The sequence below is a fragment of the Moraxella sp. K127 genome (genome assembly GCF_015223095.1).
Classification (GTDB): Bacteria; Pseudomonadota; Gammaproteobacteria; order Pseudomonadales; family Moraxellaceae; genus Moraxella.
Map to the genome: position 1 here is coordinate 1 of NZ_JADFBZ010000090.1, position 2,283 is coordinate 2,283.

Consider the following 2,283-nt stretch of genomic DNA (forward strand, 5'->3'; position numbering starts at 1 on the left):
ATTTGAATGCTATTTTAGCCGATTTGTTGCCAAAAGACGAGAAAGTCGCCCAAACTGCGACAAAACGGCAAATTTGTGGCAGTTTTAAAAATCATCTTGATTTTGTTAAAATATCCCTAAATTTGTCCAATCATTTGTTTTGCAATGAAAAATACACTCAACACCCACATCAAAGATTATATCGCCCAATCCTTGATTTTGTTATTAAAACAAAAACCATTTGATGAAATTAAAATCAATGAAATTTGCCAAAAAGCAGGGGTAAACCGCTCATCGTTTTATCGCAATTTTGCCAATAAAGAACAGGCGATTGTGTTTTATTTACAGCTTAATATGTTGCCTGCGTTTTTGGCTCGTCAGCCTTTTACTCGCAACAAGGATATTTTTGTGGCGATATTCCACAGCATTAACGATATGGGCGAAGTTGTGGATTTGTTGTATGTCAATGATTTATCGCACATATTTTTGCAATACATTAAGGATTGTTGCGGGGCAAAACCTGTTTTTGATGATGAGGAAGCCTATCGCACCAGTTTGATTATGGGACTGGTGTTTGGCTCACTTGATGAATGGATACGGCGTGGGCGTGTGCAAACGCCTGATGATATGGCAGATAAAATTGGCGAGCATTTAAAACGGATTGGGGAAAATTGGGACGCATTGTCCGATGAACACCAGCCTGCCAGTACCGAATGAATTGACTTAATGGCTTGTATTTTTAACAAAACATGGGATAATATCGTTTTATTTTAATAAAGGTTTTTTATGAAAACAATCACCCTATTAGGTATCGCCATGACCACCCTAACCTTAACCGCTTGCACCACAACCAATCAAGCCCAAAGCCCTGCTGTCGGTATGGCAAATCCTGCGTCCGAATTTTGTACCAAACAAGGTGGAAAAACCGAAATCCGCAAAAATGCAGACGGCTCAGAATATGGCGTATGCCATTTGCCAAATGGTCAAGTGGTAGAAGAGTGGGAATTTTTCCGCCAACATCAAAAGTAATTTTTGTAATAAAAACACCGTCCAAATGGACGGTGTTTTCTCGTTTAATCTTTCTTTTTGGTAGAAAAATTAAATATCCGATAAATGGGGCAAAAGTTGATAAATGCGGTCAAAACAAACACCGCCCCAATATAGCCCCACACCCCAATCACGCCCATGAACGCCAAAGCCACAAGCAACGCCCCAACCACCAAGCGTAAGATACGGTCAATGCTGTGTAGATTACTTTTCATGATTTTCTCCTAAATGATTTTGGACAAAACAATTGATAAATTAAGACGACACACGATTATAAGGCAACAAGGCAAGCACTCTTGCCATACCACAAAAGCCCGTAACCCCTGCAAATAGTAGCCCTGCCCCGACAAATCCACTCACGCCATAAAACACAGGCGACACAAGCGAGCCTAGCACCACACCAAACAGTATCAGCACCCCTGCCACGATTTGCACTTGCCTTAATAAGACTAATGGGCTGTGTGCGGTCAATGACAGTTGGTAGCCCTGCCTTTTGCCACGCCTGCAAACCGCCGTCCATGATATAAGCGGTGCAATTTGACGTATAAGCGGTGATTTTGTCGGCATTTTGGGCGGTTCTCATGCCTGATAGACAGTGAAAAATCACGATATTTTCGATATTTTCGCCATTTTGACCGCCTTGTGGATTGGCATTGTTGGCGACTTGGTTGGCGATACTGTCTTTATCAAGGCTGTCAATCGGCACGCACACCGCCCCACCAATGTGCATTCGGGCAAATTCATCAGGCGAGCGAATGTCAATGAGTGTCGCCCCCTTGGCGAGTTTTTGGGCGACTTCGTTTGGGCTGATTGTTTGGGGTTTGGGCATGGTTTTTGCTCCTTAGGGACAAAAAATTTCCTTTAAAACCATGATGATACGAGCAACCCTGTCATCACAAATCCGATAATACAAGGTCTGAGACTGCCTGCGATAACTTACCAGTCCTTCATCTCGCATTTTTGCCAAATGCTGGGAGAGTGCCGACTGACTAAGCGTGGTCATCGCATTGATTTGTCCGACACTCATCTCGCCATGCTCTATCAGCAGGCACAGGATTTGCAGGCGGTTTTCGTTTGCCAAAATGCGTAAAAAGTCGCTCGCTTGTTTGGCTTGCTCGGGGAATGTTGCATTGGATACAGTATCATTCATAGTTTAGATTTCTCTAATTTAGTTAATTCTAATATAAAATTTTGCCAAGGTCAAGCGTGTATTTTAAAATAAGCCGTTATTTTTGCCAATAAAAAACACCGCCCATT

General features: G+C 42.4%; 5 protein-coding genes and 1 pseudogene. 2 read left to right on the forward strand and 4 right to left on the reverse strand.

What is annotated here, in order from left to right:
- Positions 1-144: 144 nt before the first annotated feature.
- Complete coding sequence (locus IM753_RS12690) at positions 145-696, forward strand: TetR/AcrR family transcriptional regulator (RefSeq protein ID WP_065255710.1); 552 nt, start codon at positions 145-147, stop codon at positions 694-696.
- Positions 697-765: 69 nt separating this feature from the next.
- Positions 766-1,008 carry a DUF333 domain-containing protein gene (locus IM753_RS12695; RefSeq protein WP_065255709.1) on the forward strand — a complete coding sequence of 81 codons (243 nt, stop codon included), beginning with the start codon at positions 766-768 and terminating at the stop codon, positions 1,006-1,008.
- Between the two features lie 44 nt (positions 1,009-1,052).
- Here the strand turns inward: IM753_RS12695 and IM753_RS12700 are convergent, their stop codons facing one another.
- From IM753_RS12700 to IM753_RS12710, 4 genes and pseudogenes are all read right to left on the reverse strand, one after another.
- Positions 1,053-1,241: a DUF2892 domain-containing protein gene (locus tag IM753_RS12700; protein WP_065255708.1), complete on the reverse strand. Its 189-nt coding sequence runs from the start codon at positions 1,239-1,241 to the stop codon at positions 1,053-1,055.
- A gap of 40 nt (positions 1,242-1,281) precedes the next feature.
- Complete coding sequence (locus IM753_RS13390; protein WP_228707376.1) at positions 1,282-1,593, reverse strand: DUF2892 domain-containing protein; 312 nt, start codon at positions 1,591-1,593, stop codon at positions 1,282-1,284.
- A pseudogene (locus tag IM753_RS13395) lies at positions 1,574-1,855 on the reverse strand (rhodanese-like domain-containing protein); the annotation flags it as partial. The gene IM753_RS13390 and the pseudogene IM753_RS13395, both read right to left, overlap by 20 nt.
- A 12-nt stretch (positions 1,856-1,867) precedes the next feature.
- Positions 1,868-2,176 carry a helix-turn-helix transcriptional regulator gene (locus tag IM753_RS12710; protein ID WP_062499845.1) on the reverse strand — a complete coding sequence of 103 codons (309 nt, stop codon included), beginning with the start codon at positions 2,174-2,176 and terminating at the stop codon, positions 1,868-1,870.
- Positions 2,177-2,283: the final 107 nt, after the last annotated feature.

Coding starts and splice junctions, on each gene's coding strand:
- IM753_RS13390 (WP_228707376.1), bottom strand. CDS start 1,593: ATGCCGACAAAATCACCGCTTATACGTCAAATTGCACCGCTTATATCA.
- IM753_RS12710 (WP_062499845.1), bottom strand. CDS start 2,176: ATGAATGATACTGTATCCAATGCAACATTCCCCGAGCAAGCCAAACAA.
- IM753_RS12695 (WP_065255709.1), top strand. CDS start 766: ATGAAAACAATCACCCTATTAGGTATCGCCATGACCACCCTAACCTTA.
- IM753_RS12700 (WP_065255708.1), bottom strand. CDS start 1,241: ATGAAAAGTAATCTACACAGCATTGACCGTATCTTACGCTTGGTGGTT.
- IM753_RS12690 (WP_065255710.1), top strand. CDS start 145: ATGAAAAATACACTCAACACCCACATCAAAGATTATATCGCCCAATCC.